We start from the raw sequence: 18450 nt of genomic DNA on the forward strand, positions 1-18450 counted from the left end.
CCATGCTGGAACTGAATTTCACCCAGACGTTGGGAAGCCACTGCCTGACGCTTAACGAAACGCTGCCCGCGAGCGGTATTACGGCAATTTTCGGCGTCTCCGGAGCGGGGAAAACCTCGCTGATTAATGCTATTAGCGGCCTGACGCGACCGCAGTCAGGCCGCATTGTATTGAATGACCGCGTCTTAAATGACGTGGAAAACAAAATTTACCTGTCGCCGGATAAACGCCGCATTGGCTACGTTTTCCAGGATGCCCGCTTATTCCCGCACTACAGCGTTCGCGGCAATCTGCGCTACGGCATGGCGAAAAGCATGGCTGCACAGTTTGATAAGCTGGTGGCGCTTCTGGGGATTGAAGCGTTGCTTGAGCGGCTGCCTTCCTCCCTTTCTGGCGGTGAGAAACAGCGCGTGGCGATAGGGCGCGCACTGCTGACTGCGCCGGAGCTGCTGCTACTTGACGAGCCGCTGGCGTCGCTGGATCTGCCGCGTAAGCGTGAGCTGTTGCCGTATCTGCAACGTCTGGCGCGTGAAATCAATATCCCGATGCTCTACGTCAGCCATTCACTGGACGAAATTCTGCATCTGGCAGACAAAGTGCTGGTGCTGGAAGACGGCAGCGTGAAGGCGTTCGGCAATCTGGAAGAGGTGTGGGGCAGTAGCGTGATGCACCCGTGGCTGCCGAAGGAGCAGCAGAGCAGCATCCTGAAGGTGAGCGTTCTGGAACATCATCCGCACTACGCCATGACGGCACTGGCGCTGGGCGATCAGCATCTGTGGGTCAATAAGATTGATAAACCGTTGCAGTCCGCGCTGCGGATCCGCATTCAGGCGTCGGATGTTTCCCTTGTGCTGCAACCACCGCTGCAAACCAGTATCCGTAACATTCTGCGCGCAAAAGTTGCGCAGTGTTTTGATGATAATGGTCAGGTTGAAGTACAGCTGGAGGTGGGCAGCAAGACGCTCTGGGCGCGCATTAGCCCGTGGGCCAGAGATGAGTTAGGGATCAAACCTGGCCTGTGGCTCTATGCGCAAATCAAAAGCGTTTCCATTACCACCTGATTACAGCAGGTGGCTATAGATATACTGCGCGATGCTGTCGGTTGTGTTATCGCCAATCACCACGTTGGCGCGGGCTTTCACCGCGTCATCTGCGTTACCCATCGCCACACCCGTCCCGGCGGCTTCCAGCATGCTGATGTCGTTGTAGTTGTCACCAAAGGCCACGACATCCTGCATCGACCAGCCCTGTGATTCCACGAACTGCGTCAGACGTTTACCTTTGCTGTTACCTTTACGGGCAATATCTACCTGATCGTGCCAGGACCATTCGCATTCCAGACCCAGTGTCTGTTCAACGTGTTTCGTGAAAGCATTCAGTTTGCTGGTGTCTTCATCCGTCAGGGCGAATTTCCAGATAGCATCAACATCCTGGGCCGCCTGGCGCAGGGAGGACACCTGAGTAAAGACAGGGCGTTGCACTTCCGGCAGCGACAACGCCCAGTTGTTGGTGCGGGTCACGTGGCCGGTAGGGCGCTCATACACCATCGCGTTATCCACATACATCAGGCCGTGAATGGCATGTTCATCCAGCAAATCAATCAGCTGCAGAGCCTGAGGTACGGGCAGTGGATCGGACTCCAAAACCTTTTTTGCTTTATAATCATACAAGTAGGTGCCATTGCAGCAAATTGCAGGTGTATCTAATGCCAGTGCCTGATAAAAAGGGTGAATGGCAACGTGATGTCGACCCGTTACGATAAGGAGTTGATATCCCACTTCCTGCGCACGTTTGAGCGCTTCAAGGGAAGAGGGAAGAAGGGTTTTTTGCGGCGTAAGTAAGGTACCGTCTAAATCCAGAGCAATCACACGCGAGGTCATTTATTTTTCCGGGTTAATATTGAATTTATGTTCTGATGGGATGGTACACCGAGAGGCGGATGCTTCAAAACTCCCGACGACAATTCAGCATTCACCGTCAAAAGTTAACTACTTTCATGCGCAGTGAGGAGTGAGTATTCATGAAACAAACCGTTTATACCGCCAGTCCTGAAAGCCAGCAGATCCACGTCTGGCGTTTAAATGCCGGGGGGACACTCACGCTGGTTCAGGTCGTTGATGTACCTGGACAGGTTCAGCCGATGGTCATCAGCCCGGATAAACGTTTCTTGTACGTGGGCGTGCGCCCTGAGTTTCGCGTGCTGGCCTACCGTATCTCCCCGGATGATGGTGCGCTGACTTACACCGCAGAAGCCCCCTTGCCGGGAAGCCCGACCCATATCTCCACCGATCGCAAAGGCCACTTCGTCTTCAGCGGCTCTTACAACGCCGGTTGCGTGAGCGTGACGCGTCTGGAAGACGGTATTCCGGTAGAAATGGTTGACGTGGTTGAAGGACTGGAAGGCTGCCACTCGGCGAATATCTCTCCGGACAACCGCACTCTGTGGGTACCTGCGCTGAAGCAGGATCGTATCTGCCTGTTTACCCTGAGCGATGATGGCAATCTGGTGGCGCAAAGTCCTGCTGAAGTGACCACCGTAGAGGGCGCAGGCCCGCGCCACATGGTCTTCCATCCAAACCAGCAGTATGCCTACGTGGTCAATGAGCTGAACAGCTCTGTGGACGTGTGGGAGCTGAAAGATCCTAACGGTCAGGTTGAGTGCGTGCAGATGCTGGATATGATGCCGTCTGACTTCTCTGACACCCGCTGGGCGGCAGATATTCACATCACGCCGGATGGCCGTCATCTGTATGCCTGCGACCGTACCTCCAGCCTGATTACCGTGTTCAGCGTTTCCGAAGACGGTAGCGTGCTGGCGATTGAAGGATTCCAGCCAACGGAAACCCAGCCGCGCGGCTTTAATATTGATCACAGTGGCAAATACCTGATTGCGGCGGGACAGAAATCCCACCACATTGCGCTGTATGAGATCAAAGGTGAGCAGGGCTTGCTGGAAGAGAAAGGGCGTTATGCCGTAGGCCAGGGGCCAATGTGGGTGGTTGTTAACGCGCACTAAGCGGCTAAAAGCAAAAAACCTCGCGAATGCGAGGTTTTTTTATGCCCGGTGGTTGCCGGGTGAGCACATCAAAACGTAACCAACATGGTCATCATAATATTGGCTTAAGGCGATGTAAATTCATCGTCAATAAAGAAAAGAGATCACGGAATGAACACATAATATTATTTATAAAATAATCAGTTGGTTAGTGGCGTTTTCTTTATAGATTCCTAAACTGGTTTTATCTGTTTTTATGTACAGTAGTGATTTGATATCATTCTGTCCGTTGGTTTGATGTGTTGCAGTTCCGAAATTCAGGATCCTTTTTAAGTCCTGGCTGTCGGGTGGTGCCGACAGTGCCTAAACTGCGGAGCACATCAAAACATAACCAACACACCTTCTGGTGACAGGCAGCGGAAAGGTAAGCCAGAGGAGAAGTGCTCTATACCAAAGGAGTGGCGTATGAGCGGTGTGGAATGGGCAATTCTGTTCCTGCAACTCATGGTTGCTATCATGCAACTACTGGATGCGTATCTGAAGTTTGGGGCCTGACGCATTCCGTCGCAGTAAAAGGGGGATTGAAATCCCCCTTTTACTCACATCTTACTGCTTCGGCTCAGCAACCACTTTGCTACCCAGCCCGCGGTTGTTGTATTCCCACATGCGGTTGAAGTTAGCGTCGTTCAGATTGCGCTGCACGTTTCCTTTATCGTCCACAGCACCGGTATTGCCGGAGAACGGACGTTTAGAGATGGCCGCATCTGCCCACGGTTTTGCCATGTTGAAACCTTCGTTGATCACGCTGTCGCGGATCACAACCTGACCGTTGGTGGCGGAGTCCACATCCAGAGAACGGCCCAGCTGCGCCACATTGTCACCGGATGCGGTGAAGCGACTGTTCACTGCCAGGAAACCGTAGAAGAGGTTAGACGGTGTCGCCGGAGCAAACACATAACCTTCCTGTTGAGTACGTGAGTTCACCACGCGGAAGTCGGTGTTATCAAACACCACCGCACCGCGACCAGACACCAGGTCCACGTCGCCTTCAACGTAGCTGTTGGTCACCAGAGTACGTGTCAGACGGTTATTCTGCAGGGTGTTCTGCACGCCACTGTTGGTCACGAAGAAGGTGTTCTGGCGGCCCAGAATGTTCACGTTGTTAATCTGCACCTGGTCGCCATCGCTACGCAGTGCCACGGCCTGATGGTTGCCCGCGTCAACGCTGTCACCCAGGGTGTTCTGAATGGTCAGGTTTTGCAGCTGCAGGCCGTTGTTCTGTGACCAGAATACGGCAGAGCACATCACGCCAATGGTGGCGGAGCGCTTGCTCTGACAGTTATCAAACATATACCACGCGGGTTTACCTGGCATGTATTTCCCTGCCGGGTTCACCAGACGACGCCAGGTGGTGCTATCGGTTTCAGAATCAATCGCCAGACCAATTTTCACGTCGAGCGCTTTTTCGCCCAGGCCGTAAAGAGTAATACTGCCTGGTGCGGCCGGAACGTAAACGGTGCCTTCATAGTCACCTGGCAGGATCGCGATGTACTGACGTGATGCACTGTGTTTGGTGATGGCAGCGTCAACCGCAGCCTGAACAGAGGTATGCGTTACGCCCTGCGCACCTGCCGGGCCAACAACGAAGTCAGGCTGCTTCGGCAGGTTAACAGAAGACGGTGTCCACGGTGCAGCGTTCGGATCCATCGCTGAGAAGTAGTGTGCGCGGTTGAAGTTTTTCGCTTCATCAGCGGACAGGATCGGACGGGAAGCGGTACCCGGCGCAACCTGCTCAGAAGGCCGCTGATCCGGTGGAGTTGAGCTGCATGCGGATAATGTCACGCCAAAGGCGAGTGCTAACGCCAGACGGGAAATCCTGGAAATGTTCAAGGTAGAGCTCCTGGGTATGCAAGTCTTTACGGGATAGACGAAATAGCCTGCTTTTTTATACTAAGTTGAGCGAAACGGGAAGATCAAAAGGGTAAAAGTTGCATTTTTCACCCTCAGGAGGCAGGGAAGTCATCACAAATAAATAACATTTTCCACAAAGTCGGTTGACAGCAGACAGCAGATGAAAATAAATGTCTATACAACCCATGACAAGTGAAACGCCCCATGCAGCAGCTTCATCCCAACGATGTGATATGGCGAAATGCGCGACTGGCAACAATGGTTCCCGGTGAGTCTGCGCCGTATGGCCTGAAAGAACAACACGCCCTGGTGGTTCGCGGTCAGACACTTCTGGCCGTCGTGCCTGAGTCAGACATCCCTTCCGGGCATCATAACAGCGTCGATCTCCAGGGGCGTCTGGTGACGCCGGGTCTTATCGACTGTCATACCCACCTTGTGTTTGGCGGCGATCGCGCGGCGGAATGGGAGCAACGCCTGAACGGTGTTTCATACCAGACCATCAGCGCGCAGGGCGGCGGGATTAATGCTACCGTGACGGCGACCCGCAACAGCACGCCAGAAACCTTGTTGCGCCTGGCGCAGCAGCGTCTTCAGCGTTTGATGACTGAAGGCGTAACAACCCTTGAAATCAAATCGGGATACGGGCTGAACGCCGAAGCCGAAGAGAAGATGCTGCAGGTAGCACGCCTGCTTGCCCAGGATAACCCGGTCGACATCAGTCCAACGCTGCTTGCCGCTCACGCCGTGCCCGCAGAATACCGGCAGAACCCCGACGCTTATCTGGCGCTGGTCTGCGAAGAGATCATGCCCTCCCTGTGGCAAAAAGGTCTGTTCGAAGCGGTGGATGTCTTTTGCGAAAATGTGGGCTTCACGCTGGCGCAAACTGAGCGGCTCTTCCAGGCCGCTGTCGCGCTGGGTATTCCGGTGAAAGGACACGTGGAGCAGTTGTCGAATCAGGGCGGTGCCGCGCTGGTCAGTCGCTATAAGGGGCTTTCCGCCGATCATATTGAATATCTCGACGAGACAGGTATTCAGGCGATGGCGCACAATGGCACGGTTGCGGTGCTGTTACCGGGTGCATTCTATTTTCTTCAGGAGCGTCAGCGTCCACCTGTTGAACAGCTCAGAAAACAGGGGATACCGATGGCCGTCGCCACCGACTACAACCCGGGCACCAGCCCGTTTGCGAGTATTCATCTGGCGATGAATATGGCCTGTGTTCAGTTTGGTCTGACGCCAGAAGAAGCCTGGGCAGGCGTGACGCGACATGCGGCGCAGGCTCTGGGGCGTGGCGCGACGCACGGGCAATTACAGGCCGGATACGTGGCTGACTTTATCGTCTGGGATGCGCACCATCCGGTGGAAATGGTCTACGAGCCGGGACGCAATCCGCTGTATCAACGTATTTTCCGTGGGGAGGGAGTATGACGCTCTGGCGGCCCGTTTCACAGACAATCTGGCAGGGGCGCGATGACAGCGCCGAAGCCAGCAATGCAAAACGCATTTTCCAGACAATACACCAGCCGGAACAGTTTGCTCCCATATCATCAGGTATTGCCCTGATAGGTTTTGAATGTGATGAAGGGGTAAAGCGTAATCATGGCAGACCCGGTGCGGTGCAGGCTCCCGATGTACTGCGCAGGGCGCTGGCAAATATGGCCAGCCATCAGGGACATGAACGGCTGGCAGATATGGGCTCCATTTCCGTTGAGGGCGATGCGCTGGAGGCCGCTCAGCGGGCGTTAAGTGATGCAGTGACGTCATGCCAGCGCGCCGGAATGCGCACGCTGGTTTTGGGCGGTGGGCACGAAACCGCCTGGGCGCATGGGCGCGGGGTGCTGGATGCATTCCCGGACGACCGCGTGGTGGTGATCAACCTTGATGCGCATCTTGATCTGCGCAAGGCCGAATGCGCGACCTCCGGTACACCGTTTCGCCAGCTGGCTCACTACTGCGCCGAACAGTCGCGGGTGTTTCAGTATGCCTGCTTTGGCGTAAGCCGCGCGGCGAATACTCAGGCGCTGTGGGATGAGGCGGAACGACTGAACGTGACGCTGGTGGAAGATCTCCATTTCCGTCGCGATGCGTTACCTTCACTGGAAAAGGTGCTGGCGCAGGCCGTTCGCGTTTACCTTACCATTGACCTGGATGTCCTGCCCGCAGGTGAGATGCCTGCCGTCTCTGCACCCGCGGCGTTAGGGATACCCGCGCTGGAGCTTCTGCCAGTTATTGAACGTATTTGTCGTAGTGGAAAATTACAGGCGGCGGATCTGGTAGAGTTCAACCCGCACTACGATCGGGACGGACAAGGGGCGCGGCTTGCTGCCCGTCTGGCCTGGCAAATTGCTCACTGGTGGGCATAACAACACTGAAGGAGTCATGATGTTTTCTCGCTCACCTCAATCCAGCCCTCCTGCGCCTTTTTATGAAAAGGTAAAGCAGGCGATAAGCGAAAAAATTGCTGCTGGCGTCTGGCGTCCTCACGATCGCATTCCGTCGGAGGCCGAGCTGGTGGCGCAGTTTGGTTTTAGCCGGATGACCATCAACCGGGCGCTACGCGAACTGACGGATGAAGGTCTTCTGGTGCGCCTGCAGGGGGTCGGAACGTTTGTGGCTGAACCCAAAGGACAGTCAGCGCTGTTTGAAATCCGCAGCATTGCCGATGAGATTGCTGCGCGTAACCATCAGCACCATTGCGAAGTGCTGGTGCTCGAAGAGACGCAGGCCAGCGCCGAGCAGGCCGTGGAGCTGAACGTCAAGGAGGGAACCCGCATCTTTCATTCCGTGATGGTGCATTTTGAGAACGATATTCCGGTGCAGATTGAAGACCGCTGCGTAAATGCTGAGCGGGTGCCGGATTACCTTGTTCAGGATTATACCCACACTACGCCGCATGCGTATCTTTCGCTCGTTGCACCGCTGACGGAAGGGGAGCACATCGTGGAAGCGGTGCGCGCCACACCGCAGGAGTGCGAGCTGTTGCGGATTAAGGAGCATGATCCGTGCCTGCTGATCCGCCGTCGAACCTGGTCATCATCGCAGATTGTGTCGCATGCAAAGCTGCTTTTCCCCGGGGATCGTTACCGGCTGCAGGGCCACTTTATGTCATAAGTTTTAAAAGCGTGATAGCTAACGCAATATAACAAAATTGTATCTTTTTTGTTAAATTCGGCCTTGTGTGTGCTTGTCTATACAAGTATATCTATTTGTATCTTCTGTCCCGAATGAGGAACACACAATGTCGTCAGGTAAATACCGCCAGCAGGATATCCGCGCCCCGCGCGGTACCACACTTACCGCAAAAAGCTGGCTCACCGAAGCACCGCTGCGCATGTTGATGAACAACCTTGATCCTGAGGTGGCGGAAAATCCTCACGAGCTGGTGGTCTACGGCGGCATTGGCCGCGCCGCTCGCAACTGGGAATGCTATGACGCAATTGTTGAATCCCTGACCAATCTTGAACACGACGAAACCTTGCTGGTGCAGTCCGGTAAACCAGTTGGCGTGTTTAAAACACATAAGAACGCGCCACGCGTGCTGATCGCCAACTCGAACCTGGTACCGCACTGGGCAACCTGGGAACACTTCAACGAGCTGGATGCCAAAGGGCTGGCAATGTATGGCCAGATGACGGCGGGCAGCTGGATTTATATCGGCAGCCAGGGGATTGTGCAGGGCACCTACGAAACCTTCGTCGAAGCCGGTCGTCAGCACTATAACGGCTCGCTGAAAGGCCGCTGGGTACTCACCGCAGGCCTGGGCGGGATGGGCGGCGCACAACCGCTGGCCGCGACCCTTGCCGGAGCTTGCTCGCTGAACATTGAGTGCCAGCAGAGCCGCATTGATTTCCGCCTGCGTACCCGCTACGTCGATGAACAGGCTGAAAACCTGGACGATGCGCTGGCACGTATTCAAAAATACACCGCCGAAGGCAAAGCCGTGTCGATTGCGCTGTGCGGCAACGCGGCGGACATTCTCCCTGAACTGGTGGCCCGTGGCGTGCGTCCGGATCTCGTCACCGACCAGACCAGCGCCCATGACCCACTGCACGGTTATCTGCCGCAAGGCTGGACGTGGGAAGCCTATCAGCAAAAAGCCGAAACTGACCCGGAAGGCACGGTGCTTGCCGCTAAACGTTCAATGGCCGGGCACGTCAGCGCCATGCTGGCCTTCAGCCAGATGGGCATTCCGACCTTTGATTACGGCAACAACATCCGCCAGATGGCGAAAGAGATGGGCGTCAGTAATGCGTTTGATTTCCCAGGATTCGTTCCTGCCTATATTCGTCCGCTGTTCTGCCGGGGCATTGGTCCGTTCCGCTGGGTTGCCCTGTCCGGTGACCCGGAGGACATCTACAAAACCGATGCCAAAGTGAAGGAGATTGTCGCCGACGACGAACACCTGCACCACTGGCTGGATATGGCCCGTGAGCGCATCAACTTCCAGGGCTTACCGGCGCGTATCTGCTGGGTAGGGCTGGAGTGGCGGCAAAAACTCGGCCTGGCCTTTAACGAAATGGTGCGCAGCGGTGAAGTGTCCGCGCCGATTGTCATTGGCCGTGACCATCTGGACTCCGGCTCCGTTGCCAGCCCGAACCGTGAAACTGAAGCCATGCGTGATGGCTCCGATGCGGTGTCCGACTGGCCGTTACTGAATGCCTTACTGAATACCGCCAGCGGTGCAACCTGGGTGTCATTACACCACGGTGGCGGCGTGGGGATGGGCTTCTCCCAGCATTCGGGGATGGTCATCGTGTGCGACGGCACGGATGAAGCTGCAGCGCGCATCGCCCGCGTGTTGCATAACGACCCGGCAACGGGCGTGATGCGTCACGCCGATGCGGGTTACGAGATTGCGATTGAATGTGCCAAAGAGCAGGGGCTAAACCTGCCGATGATCCCTGCCACACAAGGAAAGCATTAATGAACGCATTAACACTCACCCCAGGTTCACTGACGTTAAAACAGCTGCGTAACGTCTGGCGTCAACCAGTCACGCTCTCGCTTGATGAAAGTGCCCATCGCGCTATTAATGACAGCGTCGCCTGCGTTGAAGCTATCGTTGCCGAAGGGCGTACCGCCTACGGTATCAACACCGGGTTTGGCCTGCTGGCGCAGACCCGTATCGCCACGCACGATCTGGAAAATTTACAACGTTCGCTGGTGCTGTCGCACGCCGCGGGCGTCGGTCAGCCGCTGGATGATGAGATTGTCCGTCTGATGATGGTGCTCAAAATCAACAGTCTGGCGCGCGGCTTCTCCGGTATTCGTCTGAGCGTGATCCAGTCGCTGATGACGCTGGTGAATGCGGAAGTGTATCCGTGGATCCCGGCGAAAGGGTCTGTCGGCGCGTCCGGCGACCTGGCTCCGCTGGCGCACATGTCATTGTTGTTGCTGGGTGAGGGCAAAGCGCGCTGGCAGGGGGAGTGGCTTCCTGCGAAAGAGGCGCTGAAAAAAGCCGGGTTAACGCCAATTACGCTGGCGGCGAAAGAGGGGCTGGCGCTGCTCAACGGGACTCAGGCGTCGACGGCATTTGCGCTGCGCGGTCTGTTTGAAGCGGAAGATCTGTTTGCTTCGGCGGTGGTGTGTGGTGCGCTGACCACGGAGGCCGTGCTTGGCTCTCGTCGTCCGTTCGATGCCCGCATTCACGAAGTGCGCGGTCAGCGGGGGCAGATTGACGCCGCCGCGATGTACCGCCATGTGCTCACCGAGACCAGTGGCATTGCAGATTCACACCACAACTGTGACAAGGTGCAGGATCCATACTCGCTGCGCTGTCAGCCACAGGTGATGGGGGCGTGTCTGACGCAACTGCGCCAGGCGGCAGAGGTGCTGCTGGTGGAAGCCAACGCGGTGTCCGATAACCCGCTGGTGTTCGCGCAGGAAAACGAGGTGGTTTCCGGCGGTAACTTCCACGCGGAGCCTGTGGCGATGGCGGCGGATAATATCGCGCTGGCGATTGCCGAAGTGGGAGCCTTATCAGAGCGTCGTATCGCGCTGATGATGGATAAACATATGTCCCAGTTGCCACCGTTCCTGGTACGTAACGGCGGGGTCAACTCGGGCTTTATGATTGCTCAGGTGACGGCTGCGGCGCTGGCGAGCGAGAACAAAGCGTTGTCGCATCCGCACAGCGTGGACAGCCTGCCAACGTCAGCGAACCAGGAAGACCATGTCTCTATGGCTCCGGCTGCCGGGCGTCGTCTGTGGGAAATGGCATCCAATACCCGTGGCGTGCTGGCCGTCGAGTGGCTGGCAGCCTGTCAGGGGATGGATTTGCGTGAGGGGCTAAAATCCAGTCCGCTGCTGGAGCAGGCGCGTCATGTGCTGCGCGAGCAGGTTTCACATTACGATGACGATCGCTTCTTTGCCCCGGATATTGATAAGGCGATGCAGCTTCTGGATGAAGGACGGCTGGTGGGGTTGTTGCCTTCCGTGCTGTGATGTTTTTGCCCTCTCCCTAACCCTCTCCCACAGGGCTGAGGGTTCCCCAGGCGGTGGCGGTGAACCGCCCTGGCACGTTCACCTGTATCGTCGTTACAGAGTAGCAATCAACATAAAGTGAACGGAATAACCACTACTGCTTTATGTTCCCCCTCACCCCAGCCCTCTCCCTCAATGGAGAGGGGGTATTCTGTGCCAACCTGTAATTTGTGGGGATCACTCAACCCACAGGGAGAGGGAATGGTTAGGTTTTCGCCCTCTCCCTGTGGGAGAGGGCCGGGGTGAGGGCATCAGCCCGCACTATTACGAATACATCGCCGTAATCGACGCACTACCCAGCGAGTGGAAATGCACGTTAAAGCCTACCATCGCGCCGCTCGCCCCTTCATCGACCTCAATCTTGTCTACGTCCAGCGCATGCACCGTGAAGATATAGCGGTGGGTTTCCCCTTTTGGTGGTGCTGCACCACCGTAACCCGCTTTACCAAAATCAGTACGGGTCTGGATAGCACCGCCAGGCAGGGCAACCCGACCGGAGCCTGAGCCCTGCGGCAATTCACGCGTATGCGCAGGCAGGTTAGCCACAATCCAGTGCCACCAGCCGGAGCCGGTTGGGGCATCCGGGTCGTAGCAGGTCACGACAAAACTTTGGGTTCCCACAGGGATATCGTCCCACGCCAGATGCGGAGAAATATTATCCCCCTGATATCCCATCCCGTTGAAAACATGGCGTTCAGGCAGCTTTTCGCCGTCGCGCAGATCCTGACTGGTGATGTTCATACGATTTACCCTCGGTATCCGATCATGCAAAAAGTGTAATGCATAAACAGAGTACCGAAGCTAACGCATTGGGTTAAATCGAAAAATGTGCGGGAATGTTAACGGCTGCAACGACGGCATCCGTCAGCGTACTCAACTGAGCTTCAGTAATGATATACGGCGGCATCAGGTAGATAAGCTTACCGAAAGGACGCACCCATACACCCTGTTCAACGAAGAAGCGCTGCAGTGCAGCCATGTTCACCGGATGGGTTGTCTCAATCACGCCGATGGCACCCAGCACACGAACGTCCGCCACGAACTCAGCGCCAGAGGCTGCACTCAGTTCGTGTCTGAGCTGCATTTCAATGGCTGAGACCTGCATGCGCCACTCACCGCTTTCCAGAATGGCAAGGCTTTCGCTTGCCACCGCGCAGGCCAGCGGGTTGCCCATAAACGTCGGGCCGTGCATAAAGCAGCCCGCTTCGCCGTTGCTGATGGTGTCGGCAACGTGGCGGGTGGTGAGCGTGGCAGAGAGCGTCATGGTGCCGCCGGTCAGGGCTTTCCCCAGGCACAGAATATCCGGCGCGATACCCGCATGTTCGCAGGCAAACAGCTTGCCGGTGCGGCCAAATCCGGTGGCGATCTCATCGGCAATCAGCAGAATACCTTCGCGGTCGCACATCTTACGAATACGCTTCAGCCACTCCGGGTGATACATCCGCATTCCACCCGCGCCCTGTACAACCGGCTCAAGAATAACGGCAGCAATTTCATGGCGATGTGCCGCCATCAGACGGGCAAAGCCCACCATATCGGCTTCATTCCACTCGCCATCAAACCGGCTCTGTGGTGCCGGGGCAAACAGGTTCTCCGGCAGATACCCCTTCCACAGGCTGTGCATGGAGTTATCCGGGTCACAGACCGACATCGCGCCGAAGGTATCTCCGTGATAGCCGTTGCGGAAGGTGAGGAAACGCTGGCGAGGTTCACCTTTAGCGTGCCAGTACTGCAGCGCCATTTTCATCGCCACTTCAACGGCCACGGAGCCGGAATCCGCCAGGAACACGCACTCCAGCGCGTCGGGGGTCATCGCCACCAGGCGACGGCAAAGGTCAACCGCAGGTTGATGGGTGATCCCGCCGAACATCACGTGCGACATCTGGTCAATCTGCGTTTTCATTGCGGCATTCAGACGCGGGTGGTTGTACCCGTGGATGGCCGCCCACCAGGAGGACATCCCGTCAACCAACGCTTCGCCGCTGGCGAGATGCAGTTCACACCCGTGAGCTGAAGCCACCGGATAGACGGGCAAGGGGGTGGTCGTGGAGGTGTAGGGGTGCCAGATATGCTGCTTGTCGAAGGCGAGATCGTCCTGGGTCATAATCGACTTGTAAACCATTTTGAAAAGTTTTAGGTTTACGAGTATAAACCGAACCGAAAATTAACAAAACCCTTTGGAGAAGCCCAATGGCTCACCACGCACGCTGGACGATGTCGCAAGTTACTGAATTATTCAATAAACCTTTCCTGGAGCTGATGTTTGAAGCCCAACAGGTACACCGTCAGCACTTCGATCCGCGCCATGTTCAGGTCAGTACGCTGCTGTCGATCAAGACCGGCGCATGCCCGGAAGATTGCAAATATTGCCCGCAGAGTGCGCGCTATAAAACCGGTCTTGAATCCGAACGTCTGATGGAAGTGGAGCAGGTGCTCGACTCTGCGCGCAAGGCAAAGAACGCCGGTTCGACCCGTTTCTGTATGGGCGCAGCGTGGAAAAACCCGCACGAACGCGATATGCCATATCTGGAGCAGATGGTGAAGGGCGTGAAGGAGATGGGACTGGAAGCCTGTATGACCCTTGGTACGCTGAACGAAGAGCAGGCGCAGCGCCTCTCGGCAGCAGGTCTGGATTACTACAACCACAACCTCGACACGTCGCCGGAGTTTTACGGCAACATCATCACCACGCGCACTTATCAGGAGCGTCTGGATACGCTGGATAAAGTCCGCGATGCAGGCATCAAAGTCTGTTCCGGTGGGATCGTCGGACTGGGTGAAACGGTGAAAGATCGTGCCGGTTTGTTGTTGCAGCTGGCGAACCTGCCAACCCCGCCGGAAAGTGTGCCCATCAACATGCTGGTGAAGGTCAAAGGCACACCGCTGGCGGATAACGACGACGTGGATGCATTTGATTTTATCCGCACCATCGCGGTGGCGCGCATCATGATGCCAGGCTCGTTTGTACGCCTTTCTGCGGGTCGTGAGCAGATGAGTGAACAGACGCAGGCGATGTGCTTTATGGCCGGGGCTAACTCTATCTTCTACGGCTGCAAACTGCTGACCACGCCGAATCCGGAAGAGGACAAAGACGTACAGCTGTTCCGCAAGCTGGGGCTGAACCCGCATCAGACTGAGGTGCTGACGGGTGACAACGAGCAACAGCAGCAGCTGGAGCAGCAGATTTTCAACGCCGACACTGAACAGTTCTACAACGCGGCAGCCGTATGACCTGGCAACAGCGTATCAATTCCGCCCTGGAAGAACGCCGGGCGGCGGATGCTTTTCGGGTACGCAGAGTAGTAGAAAACGGCGCAGGCCGTTTTCTCACCCGTGAAGATCGGCAGTTTTGTAATTTCTCCAGTAACGATTACCTCGGTCTGAGCCAGCATCCGGCAATCGTTCGCGCCTGGCAGGATGGCGCGGCACGGTTTGGCGTGGGCAGCGGGGGTTCTGGCCACGTCAGCGGCTATACGACGGCGCATCAGGCGCTGGAAGAAGAGCTTGCCGACTGGCTGGGCTATCCGCGTGCGCTGTTGTTTATCTCGGGTTTTGCTGCCAATCAGGCGGTCATCGCCGCTCTGATGGGCAAAGATGACCGGATTGTTGCCGACCGTCTAAGCCACGCCTCCCTGCTGGAGGCGGCAAATTTAAGCCCGGCGCAGCTGCGGCGTTTTGCACATAACGATGCCGGGCAGCTCTCAACCCTGCTGGACAAACCCTGCGCCGGACAACAGCTGGTGGTGACGGAAGGGGTGTTTAGCATGGACGGTGACAGTGCGCCGTTGCGTGCGTTGCATGACGCGGCGAAACAGCAAAATGGCTGGTTGCTGGTCGACGATGCCCACGGTATTGGCGTGATGGGTGATGAAGGGCGGGGAAGTGCGCACCAGCAAAACGTGAAGCCGGAGCTACTGGTGGTCACCTTCGGCAAGGGCTTTGGTGTGAGCGGCGCTGCCGTGTTGTGCAGCGATCCCGTGGCCGATTATTTGTTGCAGTTCGCACGACATCTGATTTACAGCACCAGTATGCCACCCGCGCAGGCCGTGGCGTTGTCCGCGTCGATGGCGGTGATCCGCAGCGAAGAAGGTGCGGAACGTCGGCAGCGGTTAGCGGAACATATTCATCGTTTTCGCCAGGGATTAGGGGCGCTGCCATTCCAGAGTACGGACTCACTGAGTGCTATTCAGCCCGTTATTGTCGGCGAAAACAGCCGGGCATTAGCGCTGGCACAGGCGCTGCGCGAACGGGGAATGTGGGTCACCGCGATTCGCCCGCCGACCGTGCCACCGGGTACCGCCCGTCTGCGCCTGACGCTGACGGCAGCGCACAAAGCACAGGATATTGATGCTCTTCTGGAGGCACTGCATGTCGCCAGTCAATAAGCAGGCCATTGCAGCGGCGTTTGGCCGGGCAGCCAGGAGCTATTCGCAGCACGATGAACTGCAGCGCCAGAGCGCACAGGGGCTGCTTGCCACGCTCGGTGAGAACGCGTTTTCACAGGTGCTGGACGCAGGCTGTGGCCCGGGAAGTCACAGCCGCTACTGGCGCGAGGCGGGGAGCCACGTCACGGCGATTGACCTGTCAGCTCAGATGCTTGACGAGGCACGACTGCAACAGGCGGCAGACTGCTATCTGGTGGCCGATATCGAGGCTATCCCGCTGCCGGATGCACAGTTTGACCTCGTCTGGAGCCATCTGGCGGTGCAGTGGTGCAGCAGCCTGAACCGGGCAGCCGGTGAGCTTTATCGCGTGGCGCGTCCGGGGGGCAAAGTGGCCTTTACCACCTTGCTGGAAAGCTCATTACCGGAGCTGAATCAGGCCTGGCGCGCAGTGGATGAACAGCCGCATGCCAACCGGTTTTTATCCCACGACCAGGTCACGCAGGCGTTGTCAGGCTGGCGCTATCGCTGCGCAGTGCAAACCATCACGCTCAACTTCAGCGATGCTTTCAGCGCTATGCGCTCCCTGAAGGGGATAGGCGCAACACACCTGCATGCCGGGCGGGAGAGAAAACCACTCACCCGTGGGGAGCTGCAGCGTCTGGAACAGGCCTGGCCGCAACAGCGGGGTCACTTCCCGCTCTCTTATCAACTTTTTCATGGGATTATCGAACGTGACTGAACGTTATTTTGTCACCGGAACGGATACGGAAGTGGGGAAAACGGTTGCCAGTTCTGCGCTGCTGCAGGCTGCGCGTCTGCAGGGAAAAACCACTGCCGGGTATAAGCCGGTAGCCTCAGGCAGCGAGATGACGCCGGAAGGCTTGCGCAATAGCGACGCGCTGACGCTACAGCGTAACAGCAGCCTGGTGCTCGCCTATCCGGCGGTAAATCCGTACACCTTTGCTGAGCCGACCTCACCGCACATCATCAGTGCAGACGAAGGCCGTCCGATTGATTTTTCCGTGCTGTCTGCCGGGCTGCGGGCGCTGGAAAGCCAGGCTGACTGGGTGCTGGTGGAAGGGGCGGGCGGCTGGTTTACGCCGCTTTCAGACGATCAGACGTTTGCGGATTGGGTGCAGGCAGAACAGCTTCCGGTGATCCTGGTGGTCGGTGTGAAGCTGGGCTGTATCAACCACGCCATGTTGACCGCTCACGCCATTCAACAGTCTGGTCTGCGTCTGGCGGGCTGGATAGCCAACGACGTGGTTGCCCCGGGAAAACGCCATCATGAGTATCTGGCAACGCTCAAACGGGCACTTCCTGCGCCGTTCCTCGGGGAGATCCCGTGGCTTGCCGACGACGCAGAGTGTGCCGAAACCGGACACTATCTCGATCTCAGCGTCTTGCCTCCAGTGACATCCAGTGAGCGATAAGCTCATCATCCAGCTCGTTAACGTGGCCCTGTGCCACGTTACGCCCGCGATACAGCATACAAAAACGATCTGCAACCCGGCGGATAAACGACAGCTGTTGTTCGGCTAATAGCACCGTCATCCCTAATTCCCGGTTAAGACGCGCCAGCAGTTGCCCCAGCTTCTGGGCGAAGCTGTGTCCTGCGCCATGCATCGGTTCATCAAGGATCAGTATGCGTGGACGGTTCACGAGCGCGTTGGCGAGGGCAAGTTGATACTGGTCGTCAGGGGAAAGCCCCCTGGCGTGGGTTTGTCGCAGCGAGTAAAGCTGCGGAAACAGGTCATAAACATCACGTTTTGCTGCAGGATCAGCAATTCCCGTTGCCCGCATGGCGATGTGCAGATTCTCCTCAATGGTTAACTGAGAAAAGATCCGTCTGTCCTGAGGAACGTAGCCAATCCCTGACACTGCACGCTGTTCGGGGGCCTGGCTGAGTAAATCTTGCGGTGGGGCACCGGCTTCATGCCAGATGATGGTGCCACTCTCCACGGGCAAATTTCCTGTGATGCAATTGATCAGGGTTGTTTTGCCCATGCCCGGAAGGCCAACGACACCCGTGCATAAACCTTGCGGTAAATCTAAATCGACATTCCATAGCGTATGTTGGCTTCCGTAGAACTGATTGACTGCGCGCAGACTCAACATTTTTCTCTCCTTAAAAAGGGTACGGGTAAGGCTCTTTCTGGAATGTGCAAAACGCCTGCCAGAACCATTAAGTTGATTAAAAAAGAGGCTTTTTTAGGAATAAGTCACCGTCAGACGGGCGGTGGATTACCGAATTGCACAGCGACAGTGCCAGAGGTGTTGGGTCGTGGTGCAGCGATCGAAAATGCGGAATTGTGAGTAAGATCTCACCAGGGCGTTATGAATAACTCAACTGATTATCATCAAAAAAGAGTGATAAAAATTTTTTGTCACCGCCCGGTGGGAAAAACCGGGAATTTGCTGAGTGGCGGTCTGTACGGGCTGGAAGCAGTTATCCACCATTCCTGTGGATAACCATGTGTATTAGAGTTAGAAAACACGCGATAAGCGAGAGAATACGCGGGTTACGCCCAAATTGATGCGAAACACGGCTTTATGAAATATCGTTTATTAATCAATCTGTTAGATAAAAGCAATTGCTGCAATCAAACGGTCATCCATTGCTCTAAAACTTTCATTACATGGCTTGACAAATGTTAAAAAAGAAAAAGTTCTGGG

Annotated in this window: 17 protein-coding genes; 12 read left to right on the forward strand and 5 right to left on the reverse strand. The window is 56.4% G+C overall.

Translation table 11 applies throughout. The features are described from left to right. The first annotated feature begins 2 nt into the window (after positions 1-2). The gene (gene modC / locus ACHHZ6_RS13705; RefSeq protein WP_182274181.1) at positions 3-1061 is read left to right on the forward strand and encodes a molybdenum ABC transporter ATP-binding protein ModC; all 1059 of its coding nucleotides are present in this window, start codon (positions 3-5) and stop codon (positions 1059-1061) included. On the opposite strand, the gene ACHHZ6_RS13710 is transcribed toward modC, so the two are convergent. Next, on the reverse strand, positions 1062-1880 hold the full coding sequence (locus ACHHZ6_RS13710; protein WP_182274182.1) for a pyridoxal phosphatase: 819 nt from the start codon (positions 1878-1880) through the stop codon (positions 1062-1064). It lies immediately after the preceding gene. Between the two features lie 140 nt (positions 1881-2020). On the opposite strand from ACHHZ6_RS13710, the gene pgl reads away from it, so the two are divergent. Both pgl and tisB read left to right on the forward strand, forming a co-directional pair. Next, positions 2021-3016, forward strand: a complete 996-nt coding sequence (gene pgl, locus ACHHZ6_RS13715; RefSeq protein WP_395122394.1) for a 6-phosphogluconolactonase — start codon at positions 2021-2023, stop codon at positions 3014-3016. Between the two features lie 444 nt (positions 3017-3460). Continuing rightward, positions 3461-3550: a type I toxin-antitoxin system toxin TisB gene (gene tisB, locus ACHHZ6_RS13720; RefSeq protein ID WP_023332440.1), complete on the forward strand. Its 90-nt coding sequence runs from the start codon at positions 3461-3463 to the stop codon at positions 3548-3550. Between the two features lie 51 nt (positions 3551-3601). Here tisB and ACHHZ6_RS13725 read toward each other — a convergent pair whose 3' ends face one another. Next, a complete protein-coding gene (locus tag ACHHZ6_RS13725) occupies positions 3602-4885 on the reverse strand; it encodes a putative acyl-CoA thioester hydrolase (protein WP_182274184.1) in 1284 nt (427 codons plus the stop codon). A gap of 225 nt (positions 4886-5110) precedes the next feature. Between ACHHZ6_RS13725 and hutI the strand changes: the two genes are divergently transcribed. The 5 genes from hutI (at position 5111) to hutH (ending at position 11350) form a co-directional block, all read left to right on the forward strand. Next, positions 5111-6334 carry an imidazolonepropionase gene (gene hutI / locus ACHHZ6_RS13730; RefSeq protein WP_395122395.1) on the forward strand — a complete coding sequence of 408 codons (1224 nt, stop codon included), beginning with the start codon at positions 5111-5113 and terminating at the stop codon, positions 6332-6334. Further along, the gene (hutG, locus tag ACHHZ6_RS13735; protein ID WP_395122397.1) at positions 6331-7269 is read left to right on the forward strand and encodes a formimidoylglutamase; all 939 of its coding nucleotides are present in this window, start codon (positions 6331-6333) and stop codon (positions 7267-7269) included. The genes hutI and hutG overlap by 4 nt, the downstream gene beginning before the upstream one ends. Before the next feature lie 19 nt (positions 7270-7288). Beyond that, the gene (locus tag ACHHZ6_RS13740; RefSeq protein WP_182274646.1) at positions 7289-8017 is read left to right on the forward strand and encodes a histidine utilization repressor; all 729 of its coding nucleotides are present in this window, start codon (positions 7289-7291) and stop codon (positions 8015-8017) included. Between the two features lie 127 nt (positions 8018-8144). Next, a complete protein-coding gene (hutU, locus tag ACHHZ6_RS13745) occupies positions 8145-9830 on the forward strand; it encodes a urocanate hydratase (RefSeq protein WP_182274187.1) in 1686 nt (561 codons plus the stop codon). Further along, entirely contained in the window at positions 9830-11350 is a 1521-nt protein-coding gene (gene hutH, locus ACHHZ6_RS13750) for a histidine ammonia-lyase (protein ID WP_182274188.1), read from the forward strand. Before hutU ends, hutH begins: the two co-directional genes overlap by 1 nt. Before the next feature lie 303 nt (positions 11351-11653). Here hutH and ACHHZ6_RS13755 read toward each other — a convergent pair whose 3' ends face one another. Next, positions 11654-12130 (reverse strand): kinase inhibitor, encoded by a 477-nt coding sequence (locus ACHHZ6_RS13755; RefSeq protein ID WP_182919632.1) that lies wholly within the window; start codon positions 12128-12130, stop codon positions 11654-11656. Between the two features lie 73 nt (positions 12131-12203). Beyond that, positions 12204-13493, reverse strand: a complete 1290-nt coding sequence (gene bioA, locus ACHHZ6_RS13760) for an adenosylmethionine--8-amino-7-oxononanoate transaminase (RefSeq protein WP_395122400.1) — start codon at positions 13491-13493, stop codon at positions 12204-12206. Positions 13494-13579: 86 nt separating this feature from the next. On the opposite strand from bioA, the gene bioB reads away from it, so the two are divergent. The 4 genes from bioB to bioD are packed head-to-tail and all read left to right on the forward strand — an operon-like array spanning position 13580 to position 17207. After that, positions 13580-14620, forward strand: coding sequence for a biotin synthase BioB (gene bioB, locus ACHHZ6_RS13765; protein WP_182919634.1), 1041 nt, complete (start codon positions 13580-13582; stop codon positions 14618-14620). Further along, positions 14617-15774 (forward strand): 8-amino-7-oxononanoate synthase, encoded by a 1158-nt coding sequence (gene bioF, locus ACHHZ6_RS13770; RefSeq protein ID WP_395122402.1) that lies wholly within the window; start codon positions 14617-14619, stop codon positions 15772-15774. Before bioB ends, bioF begins: the two co-directional genes overlap by 4 nt. Then, a complete protein-coding gene (gene bioC / locus ACHHZ6_RS13775) occupies positions 15758-16513 on the forward strand; it encodes a malonyl-ACP O-methyltransferase BioC (RefSeq protein ID WP_196391018.1) in 756 nt (251 codons plus the stop codon). Before bioF ends, bioC begins: the two co-directional genes overlap by 17 nt. Then, positions 16506-17207, forward strand: coding sequence for a dethiobiotin synthase (gene bioD, locus ACHHZ6_RS13780; RefSeq protein ID WP_182274194.1), 702 nt, complete (start codon positions 16506-16508; stop codon positions 17205-17207). Before bioC ends, bioD begins: the two co-directional genes overlap by 8 nt. Here the strand turns inward: bioD and ACHHZ6_RS13785 are convergent. Further along, a complete protein-coding gene (locus ACHHZ6_RS13785; RefSeq protein WP_182274195.1) occupies positions 17170-17892 on the reverse strand; it encodes an ABC transporter ATP-binding protein in 723 nt (240 codons plus the stop codon). The two genes, bioD and ACHHZ6_RS13785, sit on opposite strands and share 38 nt — an antisense overlap. Positions 17893-18450 lie beyond the last annotated feature (558 nt).

Source organism: Enterobacter cloacae complex sp. 2024EL-00214 (assembly GCF_043945575.1).
Lineage (GTDB): Bacteria > Pseudomonadota > Gammaproteobacteria > Enterobacterales > Enterobacteriaceae > Enterobacter > Enterobacter cloacae_P.